General features: G+C 45.1%; 11 protein-coding genes, 22 tRNA genes and 3 rRNA genes. 30 read left to right on the top strand and 6 right to left on the bottom strand.

Annotated features, from left to right (window positions below; translation table 11 throughout):
* Positions 1 to 365 precede the first annotated feature (365 nt).
* Positions 366 to 569: a hypothetical protein gene (locus RE409_RS24555; RefSeq protein WP_309558230.1), complete on the top strand. Its 204-nt coding sequence runs from the start codon at positions 366 to 368 to the stop codon at positions 567 to 569.
* 332 nt (positions 570 to 901) lie between these two features.
* On the opposite strand, the gene RE409_RS24550 is transcribed toward RE409_RS24555, so the two are convergent.
* The 3 genes from RE409_RS24550 to RE409_RS24540 form a co-directional block, all read right to left on the bottom strand.
* A complete protein-coding gene (locus tag RE409_RS24550; RefSeq protein ID WP_098178080.1) occupies positions 902 to 1,132 on the bottom strand; it encodes a helix-turn-helix domain-containing protein in 231 nt (76 codons plus the stop codon).
* A gap of 810 nt (positions 1,133 to 1,942) precedes the next feature.
* Positions 1,943 to 2,015: transfer RNA gene (locus RE409_RS24545), tRNA-Ala, on the bottom strand.
* Positions 2,016 to 2,131: 116 nt separating this feature from the next.
* A complete protein-coding gene (locus RE409_RS24540) occupies positions 2,132 to 2,839 on the bottom strand; it encodes an MgtC/SapB family protein (protein ID WP_053348841.1) in 708 nt (235 codons plus the stop codon).
* 144 nt (positions 2,840 to 2,983) lie between these two features.
* Here RE409_RS24540 and RE409_RS24535 point away from each other — a divergent pair, with 144 nt between their 5' ends.
* A complete protein-coding gene (locus tag RE409_RS24535) occupies positions 2,984 to 3,889 on the top strand; it encodes a DMT family transporter (RefSeq protein WP_201187037.1) in 906 nt (301 codons plus the stop codon).
* A 34-nt stretch (positions 3,890 to 3,923) separates the two neighbouring features.
* Here RE409_RS24535 and RE409_RS24530 read toward each other — a convergent pair whose 3' ends face one another.
* Positions 3,924 to 4,109 (bottom strand): hypothetical protein, encoded by a 186-nt coding sequence (locus RE409_RS24530; RefSeq protein ID WP_141521436.1) that lies wholly within the window; start codon positions 4,107 to 4,109, stop codon positions 3,924 to 3,926.
* Positions 4,110 to 4,564: 455 nt separating this feature from the next.
* Between RE409_RS24530 and RE409_RS24525 the strand changes: the two genes are divergently transcribed.
* The 24 genes from RE409_RS24525 (at position 4,565) to RE409_RS24410 (ending at position 11,431) form a co-directional block, all read left to right on the top strand.
* Positions 4,565 to 6,114: ribosomal RNA gene (locus RE409_RS24525) — 16S ribosomal RNA — on the top strand.
* Positions 6,115 to 6,289: 175 nt separating this feature from the next.
* A 23S ribosomal RNA gene (locus RE409_RS24520) occupies positions 6,290 to 9,222 on the top strand.
* A 116-nt stretch (positions 9,223 to 9,338) separates the two neighbouring features.
* A 5S ribosomal RNA gene (gene rrf, locus RE409_RS24515) occupies positions 9,339 to 9,454 on the top strand.
* Together the 16S, 23S and 5S rRNA genes with 21 tRNA genes alongside form the textbook arrangement of a ribosomal RNA operon.
* 11 nt (positions 9,455 to 9,465) lie before the next feature.
* Positions 9,466 to 9,541, top strand: a tRNA-Val gene (locus RE409_RS24510).
* Between the two features lie 11 nt (positions 9,542 to 9,552).
* A tRNA-Thr gene (locus RE409_RS24505) sits at positions 9,553 to 9,628 on the top strand.
* Positions 9,629 to 9,648: 20 nt separating this feature from the next.
* A tRNA-Lys gene (locus tag RE409_RS24500) sits at positions 9,649 to 9,724 on the top strand.
* A 9-nt stretch (positions 9,725 to 9,733) separates the two neighbouring features.
* Positions 9,734 to 9,815: transfer RNA gene (locus tag RE409_RS24495), tRNA-Leu, on the top strand.
* An 8-nt stretch (positions 9,816 to 9,823) separates the two neighbouring features.
* A tRNA-Gly gene (locus RE409_RS24490) sits at positions 9,824 to 9,898 on the top strand.
* A 12-nt stretch (positions 9,899 to 9,910) separates the two neighbouring features.
* Positions 9,911 to 9,999, top strand: a tRNA-Leu gene (locus tag RE409_RS24485).
* 9 nt (positions 10,000 to 10,008) lie between these two features.
* Positions 10,009 to 10,085, top strand: a tRNA-Arg gene (locus RE409_RS24480).
* Positions 10,086 to 10,094: 9 nt separating this feature from the next.
* A tRNA-Pro gene (locus tag RE409_RS24475) sits at positions 10,095 to 10,171 on the top strand.
* A 17-nt stretch (positions 10,172 to 10,188) separates the two neighbouring features.
* A tRNA-Ala gene (locus RE409_RS24470) sits at positions 10,189 to 10,264 on the top strand.
* Positions 10,265 to 10,290: 26 nt separating this feature from the next.
* A tRNA-Met gene (locus RE409_RS24465) sits at positions 10,291 to 10,367 on the top strand.
* Positions 10,368 to 10,377: 10 nt separating this feature from the next.
* Positions 10,378 to 10,454: transfer RNA gene (locus tag RE409_RS24460), tRNA-Ile, on the top strand.
* Between the two features lie 18 nt (positions 10,455 to 10,472).
* Positions 10,473 to 10,565, top strand: a tRNA-Ser gene (locus RE409_RS24455).
* 104 nt (positions 10,566 to 10,669) lie between these two features.
* Positions 10,670 to 10,743, top strand: a tRNA-Met gene (locus tag RE409_RS24450).
* A 6-nt stretch (positions 10,744 to 10,749) separates the two neighbouring features.
* A tRNA-Asp gene (locus RE409_RS24445) sits at positions 10,750 to 10,825 on the top strand.
* Between the two features lie 22 nt (positions 10,826 to 10,847).
* Positions 10,848 to 10,923: transfer RNA gene (locus tag RE409_RS24440), tRNA-Phe, on the top strand.
* Between the two features lie 17 nt (positions 10,924 to 10,940).
* Positions 10,941 to 11,016: transfer RNA gene (locus RE409_RS24435), tRNA-His, on the top strand.
* A gap of 4 nt (positions 11,017 to 11,020) precedes the next feature.
* Positions 11,021 to 11,094: transfer RNA gene (locus RE409_RS24430), tRNA-Gly, on the top strand.
* A 6-nt stretch (positions 11,095 to 11,100) separates the two neighbouring features.
* A tRNA-Ile gene (locus RE409_RS24425) sits at positions 11,101 to 11,177 on the top strand.
* 12 nt (positions 11,178 to 11,189) lie between these two features.
* Positions 11,190 to 11,264 (top strand) — tRNA-Asn (locus RE409_RS24420).
* Position 11,265: 1 nt separating this feature from the next.
* Positions 11,266 to 11,356: transfer RNA gene (locus RE409_RS24415), tRNA-Ser, on the top strand.
* Positions 11,357 to 11,359: 3 nt separating this feature from the next.
* Positions 11,360 to 11,431, top strand: a tRNA-Glu gene (locus tag RE409_RS24410).
* Positions 11,432 to 11,471: 40 nt separating this feature from the next.
* Here RE409_RS24410 and RE409_RS24405 read toward each other — a convergent pair.
* Positions 11,472 to 12,221, bottom strand: a complete 750-nt coding sequence (locus tag RE409_RS24405; RefSeq protein ID WP_309558229.1) for a TraR/DksA C4-type zinc finger protein — start codon at positions 12,219 to 12,221, stop codon at positions 11,472 to 11,474.
* Positions 12,222 to 12,366: 145 nt separating this feature from the next.
* Entirely contained in the window at positions 12,367 to 13,287 is a 921-nt protein-coding gene (locus RE409_RS24400; RefSeq protein WP_201187035.1) for a 1,4-dihydroxy-2-naphthoate polyprenyltransferase, read from the bottom strand.
* Between the two features lie 297 nt (positions 13,288 to 13,584).
* On the opposite strand from RE409_RS24400, the gene RE409_RS24395 reads away from it, so the two are divergent.
* From RE409_RS24395 to menB, 4 genes are read left to right on the top strand one after another with little or no spacing between them, the layout of a single operon-like run.
* Entirely contained in the window at positions 13,585 to 14,994 is a 1,410-nt protein-coding gene (locus RE409_RS24395) for an isochorismate synthase (RefSeq protein WP_309558228.1), read from the top strand.
* Positions 14,987 to 16,738 (top strand): 2-succinyl-5-enolpyruvyl-6-hydroxy-3-cyclohexene-1-carboxylic-acid synthase, encoded by a 1,752-nt coding sequence (menD, locus tag RE409_RS24390; RefSeq protein ID WP_309558227.1) that lies wholly within the window; start codon positions 14,987 to 14,989, stop codon positions 16,736 to 16,738. The genes RE409_RS24395 and menD overlap by 8 nt, the downstream gene beginning before the upstream one ends.
* Positions 16,735 to 17,544: a 2-succinyl-6-hydroxy-2,4-cyclohexadiene-1-carboxylate synthase gene (menH, locus tag RE409_RS24385; protein ID WP_201187032.1), complete on the top strand. Its 810-nt coding sequence runs from the start codon at positions 16,735 to 16,737 to the stop codon at positions 17,542 to 17,544. Before menD ends, menH begins: the two co-directional genes overlap by 4 nt.
* 13 nt (positions 17,545 to 17,557) lie before the next feature.
* Positions 17,558 to 18,376 (top strand): 1,4-dihydroxy-2-naphthoyl-CoA synthase, encoded by an 819-nt coding sequence (menB, locus tag RE409_RS24380; protein WP_056521242.1) that lies wholly within the window; start codon positions 17,558 to 17,560, stop codon positions 18,374 to 18,376.
* Positions 18,377 to 18,416 lie beyond the last annotated feature (40 nt).

Here is an 18,416-nt window from a genome sequence, read left to right as displayed (position 1 = left end):
CTGGAAGGTCATTCTTCATTTAAAATTCAGTAAATGAATTCGTCATTCTTAGGAACAAGAACAATTCTTTCAAATTAAGAAAATCATATTAGAATACGAATGCCCTTTATGCTGCTTACCGGTAAAAGCGCATTTTGCTTTCTTCAAAACCATAAATGTGATAGTACTAGTATTCTAATAAATTCGCAAAAAGTAAAATACCCCATATGCCGGTTTCGTGCCGACTTAAGGGGTATTTTACTTCCAACAATCTTTTTTTGAGGGTTTAAAGCCAACTGTCAAGCACGGACTCGCAATCGCCTGCTACTGCTGTTATAACCTGAAGATCAATATAATTTGACCTGCAGGGTTTATTCTACTCAATTTTGAGGCAGCTAAATGAAGTTGTTGATATGGGATTTTGGAAGGACACAATGAAACGGAAAATTAGCCTCGATATACTTGCGGGCGGGATCGATTTGAACTTAACGGGTAAAGAAATACCGGCGGGGATTTGCTCAGCCGTAATGATGGAGCCAGACAAGCGATGGCGAGGTAGTCATTCATATTCCTTACTTATCAAAGGATAAGTAAGGATTGATGGTATCGAGTGGGAAGAGAGCTCGTCGTAGCGGAGGCTAACCGGCAGTCAGCTCAATCCCCGGAACGGCTCTCATAGGACCAATCGGCACAATTGCCGGAGCTGTTGTAGGAGGGCGTCTCCGTGATAACTCGAAAGCTTACGTCCACCTAATTAATTCGAAGACCAACGAAGAGGTCTCCTTGCATATAGGGTATACCAAAAAACAATTCAAAGAAATATCTGTTTTCATGTAACGTAGCAAAGCCACGACCTTAAGTGGAACCGTTTGTTTGGGTCGGGGCTTTTTTTGCGTTTAAACATCGAATATTCAGCGCAACCTTAAATATCAAAATAATCGTCTGACTTTGCGCCGGCATCTATACTCCGAATCGCCTTCATGATTTTCTTTAATACTCCGGCAGAAGGCACATACTTAGGATCGCTGCAAACTCTGCTAATCGTATTGCGTGAGATTCCAGACGCGCTTACAAACTCCTCTTGTGTATACCCGTGCTTATCTATTAATTTGCCGACCTTACTCCGACGCTTTCCCTTCCCGAATCTAAACATTTCGCGTACCTCCTAGTATTTATTGTACTAGCAGTCTCGTCAATCTTTCACAAAAATATACGCATAGTTTCGCAAACAATTGGTATCACGGAAAAACGGTAAGTGCTAATAACAGTTAACTACCCTAGTAGCCTAACTAGAGTTGTCTTTGCCAAATCGTAAGCGAAGTGATAAAGGATGAAAGTGTTTTGAAGAAGCGGAGCGGATTAAAACGGAAAGGGGATCACGAGGGGGAAACCCTCACGAAATACGAAGGGATATAAACTGATATTTATATTAGGAGCAAGCTGAGAAATGGTTGCATCAATAAGTTAACGTAGGATTATGGTTCGCCAGGTGCTGAGATAGCTTTAAGTGGAGATATGCCGGTAGCTGTGGTGGAGTAGTTATTATATGGTTTTTAACGTCAGGGCGCAGAAGAAATACCGTAACGATGGTAAAATGGTTTAATACTTCCTATCGTAGGAGTGTAGCTGAAACTAGAGCAGAAGCAAGATGGTATTCGGTTAAAAAGCATATTTTGTCTTATTTCGGCAATATTCAATGGATAAAATCACTACTCAGATGTTGGATGAGTTCTATAAATGACAAACTGGATGAAGGACCGTCACCTAAATCGGTTAAGGAATTGCATCATCCGTTATCCAAGATGAAGCAGCCCTCCGGCTAGAGCAATCCTTCTTTCCGCATTTAACGGATCAAAACTTTAGTGGGATAAAGGTGCACGCATTGTGCAATCTTGAAATGAATCGGCAGGTTTCTATAAGTGGAAAAAGAAAAAAACCCTTGATACACAAGGGTTTTCAAGTATGGAGCATAGCGGGATCGAACCGCTGACCTCTACGCTGCCAGCGTAGCGCTCTCCCAGCTGAGCTAATGCCCCGGGTTAGGGTACAATAATTATTTTATCGAAATTTCAGGAAAAGTCAATAATAAAATTGAGAAATTTGCAAAATAGTAAGAAAAAACCGTTTGAGGGTATCAAACGGTTTTTTTCGCTTAAGCATTCTCGATTTCTACCCGTGCAATTTCTTTAAGGTTGGAGACGGTGTAATAAACTTCTGAGGTTCTAACTTTATGATCGACCAAAACTTTAAGTGTTAAGAGGTGATGGTCTTCTGCAACATCTTTGATTCTTAGGTTTTTGATAAAAATCTTTTCGTCTTTGATTTTTTTGAGAACTAAAGCGATGTCATCTTTATCTTTTACCACTAGCTGTAGAAAGATTTCTTTTTGCCGTAATTTCATCGGGCCAAGCCAGGTGACGACTACGGGTACCAATTCGACACTGATGATTAATAGAATGACTCCGGCAATTGCTTCGAGAAAGAATCCAGCTCCGACAGCAATCCCAATTCCGGCTGCTCCCCAAATGATGGCAGCGGTGGTTAAACCTGAGATGCTGTTATTGTCACGGCGGAGAATAACGCCGGCCCCGATAAAGCCGACGCCAGAAACAATCTGTGCGGCAAGACGTAAGGGATCCATTGTGATATTTACATCGTCACTTCCGGGGAATTTATAAGCTGACTCCATGGAAACAATCGTTAATAAACAGCTGACGATGGAAATAACCAAGCTTGTTTTTAATCCAACGGGTTTTCGTTTCATTTCTCGCTCTAGCCCGATAATTAATCCAAGGAGAGCTGAGATCCCCAGCTTAATAAGTATTTGCAGTTCTGATTGAGGATCGAATGTCCATTCCATAATGTTCACCACTTCCGAAAGAGTATCGAGAATTATATGATTTGGTGCAATATACCCGTTTTTTTAAATAACTCACTCTAATAATTTTACCATAGTAAAATAGAGTACAATGATAGGTAATTCAACATGAAAAGAGGAACAAGAATGCAAATACCTAAAATAAATCCCTATTTTGCATTGGCGATAGGTGTGGCATCCGTTTCATTTTCGGCCATACTTGTTAAATTAGCATCTGCTCCATCAGGTGTTATAGCCTTTTATCGTTTATTATTTACTGTTCTGCTTATGTTGCCGGTTTTCATAATAAAATACCGCCATGAACTTAAATTCATTGAGAAAAAGGACTGGTTGTGTTCGATTGCGGCAGGTGTGTTCCTAGCTTTTCATTTTATATTATGGTTTGAATCGCTCAATTACACGTCGGTTGCGAGTTCAACTGTGCTTGTCACCCTTCAGCCGTTATTTGCGTTTGCAGGGGCTTACTTGTTTTTTAAAGAACGATTTTCAATGAAGGCAATATTAAGCGGGATCATCGCGATAGCGGGCAGTCTTGTCATCAGCTGGGGAGATTTTAGAATCAGCGGTATGGCGCTTTGGGGAGACATTCTTTCCCTTGTTGCTTGTGCGTTAGTAACTGGTTATTTACTATTTGGTCAAAATGTTAGAAAGCGTATCTCTTCTATAACATACACATTCGTCGTGTATGCAATTAGTGCATTTACATTGTTTTTCTACGTTGTCCTTAAGGGAGAGCCACTGGGACCATATCCTACTGTCGACTGGATTTATTTTGTTTTGCTTGCTATTTTCCCGACTCTATTAGGGCATTCATTATTCAACTGGTCATTGAAGTGGTTAAGTACTTCAACAATCTCTATGGGAATCTTACTGGAACCGATTGGAGCGACAATTCTAGCTTACTTCATTCTTGGTGAACCCATACTCTGGACGCAAATCCTAGGAGGTACCATCATATTGGCCGGCTTGATGATATTCCTAAAGGATGAAAAGAAAAGTAAGGTGCAGAAAAAAGAAGCAGTCTCCATATAAAAGCAGTAAGTCGAACCCGACTTACTGCTTTTATTTAATAGGGATAAAACAAATAGGTAATCCGAGTGAAGATCAAGGCAAATGTAAAGCTAAACAAAAACGTTGTACCATTCACTTTCCCTTTTTCCCTACTGAACTTTATGGCTTCATAATAAGCAGTGCTAAATAAGTAAAGAGCCATGCTGTAAGAAATGAGTAGTGCGATTAATGATAGATTCATTGCTTCACCTCAAAGAAAGAAGATATCTTTATATGTCTATTTGGGTTTAAGGAGAAATATGCGAGTTAATTCAGCTGAAGCGGCGGACTGTGTTTAAGAGGTAGGGGGGCTTGATGCATTCGAAAAAGAGTTATTCTAGAAAGGAATATATAGAAGGAGAATGAAAAAACACTTTTTTGAAAAAAAGTTTTGAAAAACATATTGCAAACATTATTTGTACATGGTATATTATTTCTTGTCGCTAAGACAACAACTTAAACAGCTCAACAAACTGTTAAAAACTTTTTAAAAAAAGTTGTTGACGAAACGTGACACAATGTGTTACATTATAGGAGTCGCTTCTGAGAGAAACGACAACAAATTGCTCTTTGAAAACTGAACAAAACAAAGCGCCAACGTTAATTTTTAAGTGAGCACACACTATCAAAAAAAGCAAAATGAGCAAGTCAAACATTTCTTCGGAGAGTTTGATCCTGGCTCAGGACGAACGCTGGCGGCGTGCCTAATACATGCAAGTCGAGCGAATCGATGGGAGCTTGCTCCCTGAGATTAGCGGCGGACGGGTGAGTAACACGTGGGCAACCTGCCTATAAGACTGGGATAACTTCGGGAAACCGGAGCTAATACCGGATACGTTCTTTTCTCGCATGAGAGAAGATGGAAAGACGGTTTTGCTGTCACTTATAGATGGGCCCGCGGCGCATTAGCTAGTTGGTGAGGTAATGGCTCACCAAGGCGACGATGCGTAGCCGACCTGAGAGGGTGATCGGCCACACTGGGACTGAGACACGGCCCAGACTCCTACGGGAGGCAGCAGTAGGGAATCTTCCGCAATGGACGAAAGTCTGACGGAGCAACGCCGCGTGAACGAAGAAGGCCTTCGGGTCGTAAAGTTCTGTTGTTAGGGAAGAACAAGTACCAGAGTAACTGCTGGTACCTTGACGGTACCTAACCAGAAAGCCACGGCTAACTACGTGCCAGCAGCCGCGGTAATACGTAGGTGGCAAGCGTTGTCCGGAATTATTGGGCGTAAAGCGCGCGCAGGTGGTTCCTTAAGTCTGATGTGAAAGCCCACGGCTCAACCGTGGAGGGTCATTGGAAACTGGGGAACTTGAGTGCAGAAGAGGAAAGTGGAATTCCAAGTGTAGCGGTGAAATGCGTAGAGATTTGGAGGAACACCAGTGGCGAAGGCGACTTTCTGGTCTGTAACTGACACTGAGGCGCGAAAGCGTGGGGAGCAAACAGGATTAGATACCCTGGTAGTCCACGCCGTAAACGATGAGTGCTAAGTGTTAGAGGGTTTCCGCCCTTTAGTGCTGCAGCTAACGCATTAAGCACTCCGCCTGGGGAGTACGGCCGCAAGGCTGAAACTCAAAGGAATTGACGGGGGCCCGCACAAGCGGTGGAGCATGTGGTTTAATTCGAAGCAACGCGAAGAACCTTACCAGGTCTTGACATCCTCTGACAACCCTAGAGATAGGGCGTTCCCCTTCGGGGGACAGAGTGACAGGTGGTGCATGGTTGTCGTCAGCTCGTGTCGTGAGATGTTGGGTTAAGTCCCGCAACGAGCGCAACCCTTGATCTTAGTTGCCAGCATTCAGTTGGGCACTCTAAGGTGACTGCCGGTGACAAACCGGAGGAAGGTGGGGATGACGTCAAATCATCATGCCCCTTATGACCTGGGCTACACACGTGCTACAATGGATGGTACAAAGGGCTGCAAACCTGCGAAGGTAAGCGAATCCCATAAAGCCATTCTCAGTTCGGATTGTAGGCTGCAACTCGCCTACATGAAGCCGGAATCGCTAGTAATCGCGGATCAGCATGCCGCGGTGAATACGTTCCCGGGCCTTGTACACACCGCCCGTCACACCACGAGAGTTTGTAACACCCGAAGTCGGTGAGGTAACCTTTATGGAGCCAGCCGCCTAAGGTGGGACAGATGATTGGGGTGAAGTCGTAACAAGGTAGCCGTATCGGAAGGTGCGGCTGGATCACCTCCTTTCTAAGGATAAATACGAGAGCGCTTTTGTTTTGTTCAGTTTTGAATGAGTAATTCATTCAGATTCGAAAGATCTCATCACGTAGTGATGGAATTCTTTCTTCTTTGTTCCTTGAAAACTAGATAATAGATAGAAGGCAATTAATTTTTTCAAAGCATCAGTAAGATCTTTTTTAACGGTTAAGTTAGAAAGGGCGCACGGTGGATGCCTTGGCACTAGGAGCCGATGAAGGACGGGACTAACACCGATATGCTTCGGGGAGCTGTAAGTAAGCTTTGATCCGGAGATTTCCGAATGGGGAAACCCACTGTTCGTAATGGAACAGTATCTTTACCTGAATACATAGGGTACTGAAGGCAGACCCGGGGAACTGAAACATCTAAGTACCCGGAGGAAGAGAAAGCAAATGCGATTTCCTGAGTAGCGGCGAGCGAAACGGAATTAGCCCAAACCAAGAGGCTTGCCTCTTGGGGTTGTAGGACACTCAACATGGAGTTACAAAGGAACGGGGTAAATGAAGTGATCTGGAAAGGTCCGTCAAAGAAGGTAAAAACCCTGTAGTTGAAACTTCGTTCCCTCCTGAGTGGATCCTGAGTACGGCGGGACACGAGAAATCCCGTCGGAAGCAGGGAGGACCATCTCCCAAGGCTAAATACTACCTAGTGACCGATAGTGAACCAGTACCGTGAGGGAAAGGTGAAAAGCACCCCGGAAGGGGAGTGAAATAGATCCTGAAACCGTGTGCCTACAAGTAGTCAAAGCCCGTTAATGGGTAATGGCGTGCCTTTTGTAGAATGAACCGGCGAGTTACGATTTCATGCGAGGTTAAGTTGATAAGACGGAGCCGCAGCGAAAGCGAGTCTGAATAGGGCGAATGAGTATGAGGTCGTAGACCCGAAACCAGGTGATCTACCCATGTCCAGGGTGAAGTTCAGGTAACACTGAATGGAGGCCCGAACCCACGCACGTTGAAAAGTGCGGGGATGAGGTGTGGGTAGCGGAGAAATTCCAATCGAACCTGGAGATAGCTGGTTCTCTCCGAAATAGCTTTAGGGCTAGCCTCAAGATGAGAGTATTGGAGGTAGAGCACTGATTGGACTAGGGGCCCCCAACGGGTTACCGAATTCAGTCAAACTCCGAATGCCAAATACTTATTCTTGGGAGTCAGACTGCGAGTGATAAGATCCGTAGTCGAAAGGGAAACAGCCCAGACCACCAGCTAAGGTCCCAAAGTATACGTTAAGTGGAAAAGGATGTGGAGTTGCTTAGACAACCAGGATGTTGGCTCAGAAGCAGCCATCATTTAAAGAGTGCGTAATAGCTCACTGGTCGAGTGACTCCGCGCCGAAAATGTACCGGGGCTAAACGTATCACCGAAGCTGTGGATTGACACCGTATGGTGTCGATGGTAGGAGAGCGTTCTAAGGGCGTTGAAGTCAGACCGGAAGGACTGGTGGAGCGCTTAGAAGTGAGAATGCCGGTATGAGTAGCGAAAGAAGGGTGAGAATCCCTTCCACCGAATGCCTAAGGTTTCCTGAGGAAGGCTCGTCCGCTCAGGGTTAGTCGGGACCTAAGCCGAGGCCGAAAGGCGTAGGCGATGGACAACAGGTTGATATTCCTGTACCACCTATACATCGTTTGAACGATGGGGGGACGCAGAAGGATAGGGTAAGCGCGCTGTTGGATATGCGCGTCCAAGCAGTTAGGCCGGAAACGAGGCAAATCCCGTTTCCATTAAGGCGGAGCTGTGATGGCGAGGGAAATATAGTACCGAAGTTCCTGATTCCACGCTGCCAAGAAAAGCCTCTAGTGAGATGTAAGGTGCCCGTACCGCAAACCGACACAGGTAGGCGAGGAGAGAATCCTAAGGTGTGCGAGAGAACTCTCGTTAAGGAACTCGGCAAAATGACCCCGTAACTTCGGGAGAAGGGGTGCTTTTTAGGGTGAATAGCCCGGAAAAGCCGCAGTGAATAGGCCCAGGCGACTGTTTAGCAAAAACACAGGTCTCTGCGAAGCCGCAAGGCGAAGTATAGGGGCTGACACCTGCCCGGTGCTGGAAGGTTAAGGGGAGAGGTTAGCGCAAGCGAAGCTTTGAACCGAAGCCCCAGTAAACGGCGGCCGTAACTATAACGGTCCTAAGGTAGCGAAATTCCTTGTCGGGTAAGTTCCGACCCGCACGAAAGGTGTAACGATCTGGGCACTGTCTCAACGAGAGACTCGGTGAAATTATAGTACCTGTGAAGATGCAGGTTACCCGCGACAGGACGGAAAGACCCCGTGGAGCTTTACTGCAGCCTGATATTGAATTTTGGTACAGCTTGTACAGGATAGGTAGGAGCCTGAGAAGCCGGAGCGCTAGCTTCGGTGGAGGCGTTGGTGGGATACTACCCTGGCTGTATTGAAATTCTAACCCGCGCCCCTTATCGGGGTGGGAGACAGTGTCAGGTGGGCAGTTTGACTGGGGCGGTCGCCTCCTAAAGAGTAACGGAGGCGCCCAAAGGTTCCCTCAGAATGGTTGGAAATCATTCGTAGAGTGTAAAGGCACAAGGGAGCTTGACTGCGAGACCTACAAGTCGAGCAGGGACGAAAGTCGGGCTTAGTGATCCGGTGGTTCCGCATGGAAGGGCCATCGCTCAACGGATAAAAGCTACCCCGGGGATAACAGGCTTATCTCCCCCAAGAGTCCACATCGACGGGGAGGTTTGGCACCTCGATGTCGGCTCATCGCATCCTGGGGCTGTAGTCGGTCCCAAGGGTTGGGCTGTTCGCCCATTAAAGCGGTACGCGAGCTGGGTTCAGAACGTCGTGAGACAGTTCGGTCCCTATCCGTCGCGGGCGCAGGAAATTTGAGAGGAGCTGTCCTTAGTACGAGAGGACCGGGATGGACGCACCGCTGGTGTACCAGTTGTCTTGCCAAAGGCATAGCTGGGTAGCTACGTGCGGACGGGATAAGTGCTGAAAGCATCTAAGCATGAAGCCCCCCTCGAGATGAGATTTCCCATAGCGCAAGCTAGTAAGATCCCTGAAAGATGATCAGGTTGATAGGTCAGAGGTGGAAGCGTGGCGACATGTGGAGCTGACTGATACTAATAGATCGAGGACTTAACCACGCTTTAAAAAATGAAATACCTTCTTATTATCTAGTTTTGAAGGAATGAAAATTTCTTCTTGCATTTTTTCAAAAAGACGTTATAATAATAAATGTCTTAAAAAAATGTTAACATTGTTTGGTGGCGATAGCGAAGAGGTCACACCCGTTCCCATTCCGAACACGGCAGTTAAGCTCTTCAGCGCCGATGGTAGTTGGGGGTTTCCCCCTGTGAGAGTAGGACGCCGCCAAGCAGTTCACATATGGAGGATTAGCTCAGCTGGGAGAGCATCTGCCTTACAAGCAGAGGGTCGGCGGTTCGATCCCGTCATCCTCCACCATTTTTACACCTGCCGGTGTAGCTCAACTGGTAGAGCAACTGACTTGTAATCAGTAGGTTGGGGGTTCAAGTCCTCTTGCCGGCACCATCTTTTATTATTAAACGTACGAGCCATTAGCTCAGTTGGTAGAGCATCTGACTTTTAATCAGAGGGTCGAAGGTTCGAATCCTTCATGGCTCACCATTATATTATGCGGGTGTGGCGGAATTGGCAGACGCACCAGACTTAGGATCTGGCGCCGCAAGGCGTGGGGGTTCAAGTCCCTTCACCCGCATCTTTCATGCGGAAGTAGTTCAGTGGTAGAATACAACCTTGCCAAGGTTGGGGTCGCGGGTTCGAATCCCGTCTTCCGCTCCACTTTTCGTATGTGCCGGGGTGGCGGAACTGGCAGACGCACAGGACTTAAAATCCTGCGGTAGGTGACTACCGTACCGGTTCGATTCCGGTCCTCGGCACCATCTTAATATGCGCCCGTAGCTCAATTGGATAGAGCATCTGACTACGAATCAGAAGGTTGTAGGTTCGACTCCCGCCGGGCGCACCATGTTTTTTGCGGGAAGTAGCTCAGCTTGGTAGAGCACTTGGTTTGGGACCAAGGGGTCGCAGGTTCGAATCCTGTCTTCCCGACCACGTGATTTCTAATGAATGGGGCCTTAGCTCAGCTGGGAGAGCGCCTGCCTTGCACGCAGGAGGTCAGCGGTTCGATCCCGCTAGGCTCCACCATTTTTCATCAAAACTTATATTATATTGGCGGTGTAGCTCAGCTGGCTAGAGCGTACGGTTCATACCCGTGAGGTCGGGGGTTCGATCCCCTCCGCCGCTACCAATAAATATAAGGACCTTTAGCTCAGCTGGTTAGAGCAGACGGCTCATAACCGTCCGGTCGTAGGTTCGAGTCCTACAAGGTCCACCATGTAATTTTTTTAGCCACGGAGGTATACCCAAGTTCGGCTGAAGGGATCGGTCTTGAAAACCGACAGGGGAGTCAAATCCCGCGGGGGTTCGAATCCCTCTACCTCCTCCATTTCTTTAAAAGCAGCAAGTTGTTTTGAAACAACCTTTACATAGAGGAAGCGGAAGAAACAATTTACACGAAAACTTGATGCGAGATCGTTTCATTATTACCGTCGCGGGGTGGAGCAGTCCGGTAGCTCGTCGGGCTCATAACCCGAAGGTCGCAGGTTCAAATCCTGTCCCCGCAATTATTAGGTCCCGTGGTGTAGCGGTTAACATGCCTGCCTGTCACGCAGGAGATCGCGGGTTCGATTCCCGTCGGGACCGCCATTATAAAATTTAATACAAATGTGGCTCAGTAGCTCAGTCGGTAGAGCAAAGGACTGAAAATCCTTGTGTCGGCGGTTCGATTCCGTCCTGAGCCACCATTATTTCAAAAATTACGGCGATTGTGGCGAAGTGGTTAACGCACCTGATTGTGGTTCAGGCATTCGTGGGTTCGATTCCCATCAGTCGCCCCATTTCGCGGGTGTAGTTTAGTGGTAAAACCTCAGCCTTCCAAGCTGATGATGAGGGTTCGATTCCCTTCACCCGCTCCAATTTATGGGCCTATAGCTCAGCTGGTTAGAGCGCACGCCTGATAAGCGTGAGGTCGATGGTTCGAGTCCATTTAGGCCCACCATATTCATATTGTTCCGCAGTAGCTCAGTGGTAGAGCATTCGGCTGTTAACCGAACGGTCGTAGGTTCGAGTCCTACCTGCGGAGCCATGGGGAAGTACTCAAGAGGCTGAAGAGGCGCCCCTGCTAAGGGTGTAGGTCGCGTGAGCGGCGCGAGGGTTCAAATCCCTCCTTCTCCGCCATTTGGCCCGTTGGTCAAGCGGTTAAGACACCGCCCTTTCACGGCGGTAACACGGGTTCGAATCCCGTACGGGTCATAAAAAAGAAGCATACATTCTGTATGCTTCTTTTTTTTATTTATTTCTCTTCATTGATATAACTATCTTTTTGTTTATAAGGAATGTCTCCAAGCTGAGATTCAACGTTTTCTTCATCTAATGTATCTTCATAGTTCTTTTGCTTTTTATTCTGGATACCCCTTATTTTTTTTCCTTCGATATCATTTGCTACAAATCCTTCATAGTCTTCAGGAAATCCATCGGTTTCATCTTCTGTTTTATAAAGATTATTATAGCTGTCATGATCGCCCGTGTAATCCGCAGGTGTTTCAGATGTACCAAATTTGGCTACTTCGCCAAAGCTATCTTCTTTATCTACTATTTCACTTCCATGACGGTTTTCAAAATTATTTCCCTTTGATGGAATCAGTACGTCTTCTTCAACTGGTCGATCTTGTATAGTCGGTCGTTCTGGGGCGTGCTCGACACAGTAGAGAGTGGTAGGGATGGCTTCAAGCCGTTCAAAAGGGATTTCAGTATCACAGGTTTTACAATGGCCATAGAAGCCTGCATCTATCGCATTCAATGCATTCTTGACTTTTTCCATTTCAGATTGTGCATGCTCATCTAGTGCCTGGTTTCTTTCCATTTCGAATAATTCGGTTCCAAGGTCAGCGGGATGATTGTCATAGGAGGATAGTTCCCCTACAGATTCTGTCTGACTTTTATTTAGAAGTGATTGTTCATCATTTTTTAGCCTATTATTCAGTTCTTCTTTTTCTATAAGTAGTTCTTTTTTTAAATGTTGCGTTTGTTGTTTGGTTGCCATGTTTATTTCACTCCTTCGAAAGTCTATATCTCATTTGAATAATGGTTGGATGGGTGTCTTATTCATTACCCGAATCGGAGGGGAGGGAAACAAATTGGATAGGAAGCAAAAAAGGACTGAGTCAAATCGACTCAGTCCTTAGAGATTAAATAAGATAGCTGATGAATAATCCAATGGCCATAAGCAGGCCGAAGAAGGTGTTCGTTTGGGCCGTGGCTTTCATCGCAGGGACCATCGTAATAGGTGAAGTTTTACCTACGAAGCCTTTGATAGCTGCCAAGGCTTTCGGAATGCTTAGGAAGGCAAGCAAAATCCATGCTGTAACGCTTCCAGCTAGGACTAATCCTACTAGCCATAGGTAAGAGAAGGCAAACATAATCGCCATAAATGTTAAGGCATTTTTTCTGCCCATTACTACAGGCATCGTTTTTCGACCGTGTGCCTTATCTCCGTCATGGTCACGGAGGTTATTGGATAAATTGATTAACCCAACTAAAATTCCGCTTGGTATTGCAATTAAGATAGCTGTGGTAGAAACAAAACCAGTTTGAATGAAAAAGGCAATCAAGATTATCAGAAAGCCCATAAACAATCCAGAAAAAAGTTCTCCAAATGGTGTGTATGAAATAGGCAGTGGACCGCCAGTGTAAAGGTAGCCGACAAGCATACAGACCAGTCCTACCCCAGCAAGCCACCAAGATGATACAGCACAGATATAGATTCCAAGTATCAGTGCGATGCCATACATACTAAGGGCTAAGGTCATGATGAGTTTTGGAGTCATGCCATGACGGACAATGCCACCACCTATGCCAACAGATTCTTCTGTATCCAAGCCTCTCTTGAAATCATAGTATTCATTGAATAAGTTCGTTGCAGCTTGAATCAGGATACTTGCAATCATCATGGCTGCAAATAGTAGCCAATTTACGCCATCTTCTAAAAGTGCAATCATAGTTCCAAGTAGGACTGGAACAAAAGCTGCGGTAAGTGTATGTGGACGAATTAACTCCCACCAAATTTTCCAGGTTCGTTTAAGGGGAAGGTCGTCGTATTCTGTTTGCATTATTTCTCTCCTCAAAATCATTATTAGTTCCCTTGAATTATATCAAATATTGAAATTGTTCACAAAAGGTTATCCTATTTAGTGTAGGAAAAGTGGTGGGAAGTGTCAATTGAATTTCATAGACGATCACTTCCAATATCAAGGGTATTCTACTTCATTCACTAAGAATCATATAATAAGGAAAAAAGCAGTCATGAATCGTTCGATAAAGGGGCGTTTTATTGACATTGGGTTGAAGAGAGGTGTATCTTTAAATAGGTTAAAAAGCTTTTAAAATGTACATTTGGGGGGATTTTTTTGGCTATCTCAGAAGAAACTCAACAGTTTCAGGGACTGGCTTCAGCTATACAAAAGGCAAAGGACTTGAATGGTCAAGTTCTATTCAGTCATATTAAGAAAATAAATTGCAACAACCCCCTTTCATTTTATCAAGCTGGAAGAGAACGGTATGCGGGTGAACGCTTTTTCTGGGAGGACCCTGCAAAAGAAATAACCATTACTGGTTTAGGCAACGTTAAGAAACTCCAAGCGGCATCAAATGCCGACCGTTATAGAGAAGTCGAAATGAGCTGGATCAAACTGCAGAATACTGCTGTCAAAACAGGAGTGACCGATGTAGAAGCAACTGGTCCTTTACTCTTTGGTGGCTTTTCTTTTGATTATGAAACTAACAGTACGCTCCTTTGGAATCAATTCGGGGACAATCTGTTTTATATACCTGCCTTCATGCTATCGCTAGTGGGGGAGCAAGCTTACTTAACGACAAACCTACTTTGTTCACCGGATGATTCAGAAAAACTCTTCATAGATATGATAAATGAACGGGAATCTTTCCTTATCGAAAGCTTGAATGGCACCGAACTGCGTGCCAATACTCTTGTTAAGCAGAAGGAAGTCAAACCTAAGGAATGGAAGCAGACGGTTGCAGAGGCTGTTGAGGAAATCAAGACAACAGATCTCGACAAAATTGTTTTGGCAAGAGAGCTGCGCCTTGTGTTTGAGCGCTCCATTGATTCAGAGAAAGTACTCGAGCAATTGATTGCTGAGCAGCCATTAAGCTATATTTTTAGTTTGGAAGCGGGCGGTGACTGTTTCGTGGGTGCAACTCCTGAGCGTTTGATAAAGAAGCAGGGTAATGAAGTCTTTTCTACCTGTCTTGCAGGATCGATGGGACGGGGGAAAACTGAAGAAGAGGATGCTTGTCTTGGTGATGAACTGCTTCATGACCAAAAGAATTTACAAGAGCATCAATACGTCGTTTCGATGATATCAAATGCGTTTAAGGCGGTATGTGAAAAGGTAATCGTTCCGACCGAACCGAAATTAATGAAAAACCGTCATATTCAGCATCTGTATACACCGGTCCGTGGAATTTGCAATGAGGGTGTCACGATTTTTGAGTTTGTAGAAAATCTGCATCCAACACCTGCTATGGGCGGGCTTCCGAAAGAAGAAGCTGTCGCCCGTATTCGAGAAATAGAAGGTCTTGAACGCGGCTTTTATGCGGGACCATTGGGCTGGGTCGATACCTATGGGAACGGGGAATTTGCAGTTGGGATTCGTTCCGCCCTACTACAGGATAATGAGGCATCGCTTTTTGCAGGGTGCGGCGTAGTGGAAGATTCGACACCTGAAAGTGAATTCCAGGAAACGGGGATTAAATTTAATCCAATGCTAAGTGCTTTAGGAGGAAATCTTAATGAATGACCGAGATGCATTGACAGCGTATGCTGCTTCATTTGTCGATGAGCTTGCACAAAATAAGATGAAGCATGTGGTGGTAAGTCCAGGTTCACGATCCACACCGCTCGCTTTGCTGCTGGTAGAACATCCTGATATCGAAGTTCATATTAATGTGGATGAGCGTTCGGCTGCTTTTTTTGCCCTTGGTTTGGCTAAGGCATTAAAAAAACCTGTCGGACTTCTTTGTACGTCTGGTACAGCTGCTGCTAACTTTTACCCAGCTGTCATTGAGGCTTACTATTCAAGGGTGCCACTGATCGTGCTGACGGCTGATCGTCCGCATGAGTTGCGTGATGTAGGGGCTCCACAGGCCATTGATCAAATTCATCTGTACGGAAGGCAAGTGAAGTGGTTTGTCGAAATGGCGCTTCCGGAAAGTACCGATGAAATGATGCGATATGCGAGAACAATCGGTGCAAGGGCAGTTTCGACAGCGGCAACTGAGCCAGCTGGACCCGTACATTTGAACTTCCCTCTTCGTGAACCACTTATTCCAAATCTGGAACAAGCTAAAGAATATAGGCAAAATAAAATGACACCGGCTGTGATGATTGAAAATGGTGCACTATCACTGTCTGATTCACATATAGAGGCGCTAGCAGCTACGTTATCACAAGCGAAACAAGGAATGATCGTGTGTGGAGAATTACGGCATCCAAAGATGAAGGAAGCAATTGTAGCTTTAGCTGAGAAGCTTGCTTTCCCGATACTAGCTGACCCTCTTTCTCAGCTAAGAAGTGGCAAACACCATAAAGAAGGTATTATTGATACCTACGATACATTTCTACGTGATGAAGCGGCCAAGGAAGCTTTCCGGCCGGATGTAGTGTTGCGTTTCGGTTCTATGCCGGTATCTAAACCTTTATTGTTATTCATGAAAAAACAAAAACAGGCAATTACTTTGGTCATTGATGGCGGAGCAGGATGGCGCGAACCAGCAGGACTGGCAACCAACATGATTTACTGCGAAGAAAAAGATTTTTGCCAACGTGTATGTGAAAAAATTCCGAATGCTACTGAGAAAAACTGGCTTGGTTTGTGGCAAACTGTCAATGGAGCAACGAAGAATGCCTTATCTTCCATCCGTGATGAAGCGGAGTTAAGTGAAGGAAAGCTGTTCTCGCTGATACAGGACATGATGCCAATAGAATCGACGTTATTCGTCGGAAATAGTATGCCAATACGGGATCTGGATACATTCTTTTTGAATAATGAAAAAGGAATCAAAACCTTTGCAAATCGGGGAGCGAACGGAATTGATGGTGTAGTTTCTACTGCGCTTGGCGTAAGCACCGTTTCAGAAAATACAGTACTCGCAATCGGAGATTTAAGCTTTTTCCATGATATGAACGGATTGCTTGCGGCTAAGCTGCAAAAGCAAAATATCACGATTTTGCTGATTAATAATGACGGCGGCGGTATATTCTCTTTCCTTCCACAGGCAAATGATAGGGAACACTTCGAAACGTTATTCGGCACTCCCCACGGGCTTGATTTTTCCCATACTGCACAGCTTTACGGCGGGAAATACAACAAGGTGCAAAATTGGGATGAACTGAAGCAGGTATTTACAGAGTCGTTTGAAATCCAAGGCTTGAAAATAATCGAAGTACCTACCGAAAGGGAGTCCAATTTGCAAAAGCATCGAAATTTGTGGAATTTTGTTTCCCAGGAAATAAAAGTGGTATTAGATAGGGAAATATCATGAAAATTGTCTGCAGAGATGTCACTTATTCTGTTGAAATAGTGGGAAATGGAGAACCTCTTGTACTTTTGCATGGATTTACGGGAAATCGAGATACATGGAAATTTCTCATCCCGCTTTTGCGTGAAAGATATACCTTGATCATGGTCGATATTATCGGACATGGAGGGACTGCATCTCCAGCCGATTATCGTCGGTATAAGATGAAGCAAGTGACTGAGGACCTTAAGCATATTTTGGATGAGTTAAATTTCCCAAAAACCCATATCCTTGGATATTCAATGGGAGGGAGGCTTGCTTTGGGCTTTGCCTGTTTGTATCCTGAGTACGTAAAGACATTGATGTTAGAAAGCGCTTCACCTGGCCTTTTAACAGAAGAGGAGCGGGAAATCCGCAGAAGTAATGATAAGAAGCTTGCCGGAAAGATTCTTGAAAACGGCATCGAGGCGTTTGTCGATCAGTGGGAAAACATCCCGCTGTTTGAAAGTCAGAAAAGGTTATCATCTAAAACCCAGGCGGCGATTCGACAGCAGCGTTTGGAAAATAATCCTTCGGGCCTTTCCAGTAGCCTTTTAGGAATGGGAACCGGCAGTCAGGCTTCCTATTGGGAAGAACTAGAATTTCTTGATTTTCCAGTGCTTCTTGTTACTGGTGAACTCGATCCCAAGTTTTGTCTGATTGCGGAATCGATGCAAAAAATGCTGAAACAGGCTGAATGGAAAATAATTAATGATGCCGGACATGCGATTCATGTGGAAGATGGAGAAAAGTTTGGTAAAATAATAAGTGAGTTTTTAATGCGAAATTAAAGGAGGATTTTAGATGACAATACAATGGGAAACAATACGTGAGTATGATGAAATTTTATATGAAAAATATAATGGGATTGCGAAAGTGTCTATCAACCGTCCGCATGTACATAATGCATTCACGCCAAAAACGACTGCTGAGATGATTGATGCATTCGCAAGAGCGCGTGATGATTCTAGCATTGGAGTTATTATTTTAACGGGTGTAGGCGGCAAAGCATTCTGTTCAGGCGGGGACCAAAAAGTACGCGGAAACGGTGGATATGTCGGCGAAGATAATATTCCGCGTCTAAACGTACTTGATTTGCAACGTTTGATCCGTGTGATTCCGAAACCAGTTGTAGCTATGGTTGCTGGTTATGCGATTGGTGGCGGTAATGTATTGAATGTGGTATGTGACTTAACAATTGCCGCTGACAATGCAGTCTTTGGACAAACCGGGCCGAACGTAGGAAGCTTTGATGCTGGTTATGGTTCAGGTTATTTAGCACGTATCGTTGGTCATAAGAAAGCACGTGAAATTTGGTACCTATGTCGTCAATACAATGCTCAAGAAGCATTGGATATGGGACTAGTTAACACGGTTGTTCCTTTAGACCAATTAGAAGCAGAAACAGTTAAATGGTGTGAAGAAATGCTTGAGAAGAGCCCAACTGCACTTCGTTTCTTAAAAGCAGCGATGAATGCGGATACAGATGGTCTTGCAGGTCTTCAACAATTGGCTGGCGATGCTACACTTTTATACTATACAACAGAAGAAGCAAAAGAAGGCCGCGATGCGTTCAAAGAAAAACGCGATCCGGACTTCGGACAATTCCCTCGTTTCCCTTAATGAGACGCGTGAATCGATAAGACAGGCAGCTTGGCGGATA

The sequence above is a fragment of the Peribacillus sp. R9-11 genome (genome assembly GCF_031345095.1).
GTDB lineage: Bacteria > Bacillota > Bacilli > Bacillales > DSM-1321 > Peribacillus > Peribacillus butanolivorans.
The sequence above is the reverse complement of the archived record's forward strand: the minus strand, read 5'-3'. Positions and strand labels throughout refer to the sequence as shown.

Coding starts and splice junctions, on each gene's coding strand:
- RE409_RS24550 (WP_098178080.1), bottom strand. CDS start 1,132: ATGTTTAGATTCGGGAAGGGAAAGCGTCGGAGTAAGGTCGGCAAATTA.
- RE409_RS24540 (WP_053348841.1), bottom strand. CDS start 2,839: ATGGAATGGACATTCGATCCTCAATCAGAACTGCAAATACTTATTAAG.
- RE409_RS24535 (WP_201187037.1), top strand. CDS start 2,984: ATGCAAATACCTAAAATAAATCCCTATTTTGCATTGGCGATAGGTGTG.
- RE409_RS24530 (WP_141521436.1), bottom strand. CDS start 4,109: ATGAATCTATCATTAATCGCACTACTCATTTCTTACAGCATGGCTCTT.
- RE409_RS24405 (WP_309558229.1), bottom strand. CDS start 12,221: ATGGCAACCAAACAACAAACGCAACATTTAAAAAAAGAACTACTTATA.
- RE409_RS24400 (WP_201187035.1), bottom strand. CDS start 13,287: ATGCAAACAGAATACGACGACCTTCCCCTTAAACGAACCTGGAAAATT.
- menD (WP_309558227.1), top strand. CDS start 14,987: ATGAATGACCGAGATGCATTGACAGCGTATGCTGCTTCATTTGTCGAT.
- menH (WP_201187032.1), top strand. CDS start 16,735: ATGAAAATTGTCTGCAGAGATGTCACTTATTCTGTTGAAATAGTGGGA.
- menB (WP_056521242.1), top strand. CDS start 17,558: ATGACAATACAATGGGAAACAATACGTGAGTATGATGAAATTTTATAT.